Annotated in this window: 2 protein-coding genes; both read right to left on the bottom strand. The window is 46.9% G+C overall.

The window, feature by feature from the left end; genetic code table 11:
* Nucleotides 1–3: 3 nt before the first annotated feature.
* Nucleotides 4–2,592, bottom strand: a complete 2,589-nt coding sequence (locus ABW391_RS28955) for a M14 metallopeptidase family protein (RefSeq protein WP_353485392.1) — start codon at nucleotides 2,590–2,592, stop codon at nucleotides 4–6.
* Between the two features lie 199 nt (nucleotides 2,593–2,791).
* Nucleotides 2,792–3,151, bottom strand: coding sequence for a T9SS type A sorting domain-containing protein (locus tag ABW391_RS28960; RefSeq protein ID WP_353485393.1), 360 nt, complete (start codon nucleotides 3,149–3,151; stop codon nucleotides 2,792–2,794).
* Nucleotides 3,152–3,287: the final 136 nt, after the last annotated feature.

A 3,287-nucleotide genomic window follows, 5' to 3' on the forward strand; every position in this document is an offset into this window, starting at 1 on the left:
CTCTTACTCCTTCTTCTCCGTCTCAATCGCTGATCCGCTGATCAAATTTCCAAAAAACAAAGCATTCAAAAACAAGCGATTGGTGCCATACCAATGAGCGCGGAAGTTGGGATTGTCGGCCATGTAAATGACCCGACCTGCACCAGTACCACTTACCACAATACCAGCCGAATTCTTCACCAGATCGGTGTATTTTCGGTTCAGGTAGCCTGCCTGGAGTGGGTTTGCGGTATACACCAATGGAGATGCGTAGGGATTTTTGGATTTTTCCATAAACACTTCGCCATCGCGGAAAACCGAGATTTTACTGCGCTTGTACCCAAACGCTAGCGGGTGACTCAGGTCGAGTTCCGCTTCAAAAATTGTACCCGGGATTTCCTGAGCGCCGAGGTCGTCAGCGATTTCACCATAGGGACGGCGAAGCGGAGTGGCATCATTGGTCTTAGCCTCTTTCATTGCAACATAACCAATGCCCTGGCTTTTCAGCCAATTGACCGCTCTTTGGATGCCAATAATGGTACCACCAGCACTGACCCAATCTTTGAGTTTGCTTACTCCAGCAACATTGATGGTCTGGAAAGTACCATCCCCCAAAACGATTACATTGTAGCGGCTCAAATTTGAGCGGGCAATATCATCCGCTTCTACTTTGGAGATTACCATATCAAAACGGGTATCGAGCAAGTGCCAGGCTTCTCCCGCAGTGTTGGGGCTAGTCCCCTCCCCTATTACGAGCATTACTTTCGGTTGGCGCAAAGTCTGGAAGTTGTTGCTGCCCAGGTCAATGCCTTCAGTGGTGTATCCTGTACCAACGCCATCAATGCGGACATTGAATTCGCGTACGATTTCCGCAACCCACTGGTGAATTTCCGTTGGAGTCGCGCTTTGATTCTGGACAGGAATCATGATCGTTCCTGCTGCATACTTCTTGCCTTGCAAGGTAATGCCCGACATCCCCACTTTGGTACGCAGCCCTTTGCTTTGCAAAAACTGCAAGGCGCGAGGAGCGTAATAGTCTTCCCATTCCAGTATATACGCATAATTGCTCAGTGCAGGTGGGGTGATGGCGGCTCTTTCGGGCTTACTGCCTTCTACTTTGGCACCCAATATTTTGCCATCCGCTCCTTTTTTGGTCAATGCCGCATAGGGCAAATCAAAGGCCAGCGGCAATGCCCAACTGGAAATGTCGTAAAAAATACTGTCTTCAAAAGTAGTTGTGGTTTCAAAAATGCCCCGAATCAGGCGGTTTTGCTTTTGTTCCAAAGGCACCAAAAAGGCATGATTGGGTTCAAAAGTTTTGCCATCCACCGTTACTTTGCTGCCCAGGTTGTACACTTCAATGTCCTGACGAAGCAGAATTTCAACCAACCGATCAAGTCGAGCATGATCGAACGCATCGCCAAATACGTATCCCAAGCGGGCATCATTTTTGGCTTCCTGAATGCCACTTTGGAAAAAAGTCTTTTGATGCTCCAGCAATTCCTGCTTTAAATCTACTGCAGCCTTTTGGGTAGACAAAGCGGTACGCACCTGATTGCGTATGGTAAATGCAAACGTCAGCAACCCATTGGCACTTTCCTGCAAATGCCCACGGGAACTGGCCTGTTCAAACAAAATCCCGATGCAACCTTGCGCATCCGGGAAAGTTGAGCCTTTGCCATAATAGAAATCGTCATAACCTTCTTGCGAATAGTATAACGATCCGATTTCATCCAGGTATTTGACGTGGTACTGGCCAATTTTGATGGTCAACTCCTGGTTTTGTTTGGGCGTAATGGGGTTGACCCGAGTAGAAACCCCAGGCATAAAAAAGAACGAAGAATTGGTGCCCATTTCGTGGTGATCGGTCAGGATGTTGGGCATCCACTCATGAAAAATTTTTGCGCGTCCGCGCGATTCAGGATGTGCCCCGGAAAGCCAATCCCGATTGAGATCAAACCAATAATGGTTGAAACGCCCGCCTGGCCAGGCTTCGTTGTATTCCCGATCTTGAGGATCTCCAGTAAGGTGTCGGTTGCGGTGTTGATTGGCCCAACCTGAGAAGCGTTGAAACCCATCAGGATTGAATGCAGGGTCAAAAACAATGATGACATCATTCAATAATTTTTCGATCTCCGGGCCTTGGCCTGCGGCCAAATAATAAGCAACCAGTGGTGCGGCATTGCCCCCACTTGGTTCGTTGCCATGAATAGAAAATCCTTGATAAATGACCAGAGGAGTGTTTTTTAAATCTGCTTTATCCGCTTGCGCAGGGTTACTCACCATTAAATGTTTGGCTTTAAGATCGGCCAGGTTTTGGTGGTTCCGTTCTGAGGTGATGGCGATATATACCAGTGGACGGCCCTCATAGGTTCGGGCATATTCGGTCAGTTTGAAGCGAGGCGACAATTCTGCCAACTTGCGCATGTACGCCAATTGCTGATCGTGGCTGATGTGCCACTCACCGATCTGGTAGCCCAGGAATGCCTCCGGTGTAGGTATTTTGGCATCATAGGTGATTTCAGGTAAGTAATAAGACAATGGCTGTTTGGCCTGGGAATGCCCCAGATATGACCACAGCAGCCCCAGGATAAGTATCCACTTTTTGCTCATAATTTGGTTGTTTTGATGGATTGAGAGAAAAAAAGCGGCTAGTTTATCGCACATAAACTAACCGCTCCCAAAAACCAAAAATAACAAAACTCAAATGAGCAACATGGAATACTTATGCATAAACCTTTGTCGGTTTCAAAAACGAAGATGATAAACTGTTATCAGGCGACAGACAACTTGAGTCATCCAGGTTTGCAGTTTACTCAGCGGCTACTTTGGAACACAAAATTGAATTCGGATCAACCACAACTACCTGGCGCAACGCCCCGGAATTTTGTTTGATTTTCAGCACATAGCGGCCTTTGGGTAAGTCATTCAAGTTCAACTTCGCATTGAATCCATTGTGATCGTTGATCACTTGTTCGTGGTAAACTTCTAGGCCATCCAGGCTTTCCAGGGTGAGAACGGTCTTTTCTTTTTGCAGATTGGCCAAACGTACTACCAACGAGCGATCTTCTACCTTGGTGTTCATCAGTACATTCTCAATAAGAGGTGGATTGGTAGCCAGCAGTTGCAACATAGGCAGAGCTAGCGCTAAGGACAACAATAAACGCTTCATAACAACAGGTTTTGATGATAAAAAATGTGCAACGCCATGGGTGATTAGACGTTGCGGTGTCGGGTTAAAAACTTCTTAGTTTGACGCAAAAAATTACTTCCCGATTTTTTGAGAGGCTTTTGAATAGGAAGCTCAC

The organism is Haliscomenobacter sp. (genome assembly GCF_040403615.1).
Lineage (GTDB): Bacteria > Bacteroidota > Bacteroidia > Chitinophagales > Saprospiraceae > Haliscomenobacter.

Bases quoted from the DNA above. Each gene is read 5' to 3' on its own strand.
- ABW391_RS28955 (WP_353485392.1), bottom strand. From the start codon at position 2,592: ATGAGCAAAAAGTGGATACTTATCCTGGGGCTGCTGTGGTCATATCTG.
- ABW391_RS28960 (WP_353485393.1), bottom strand. From the start codon at position 3,151: ATGAAGCGTTTATTGTTGTCCTTAGCGCTAGCTCTGCCTATGTTGCAA.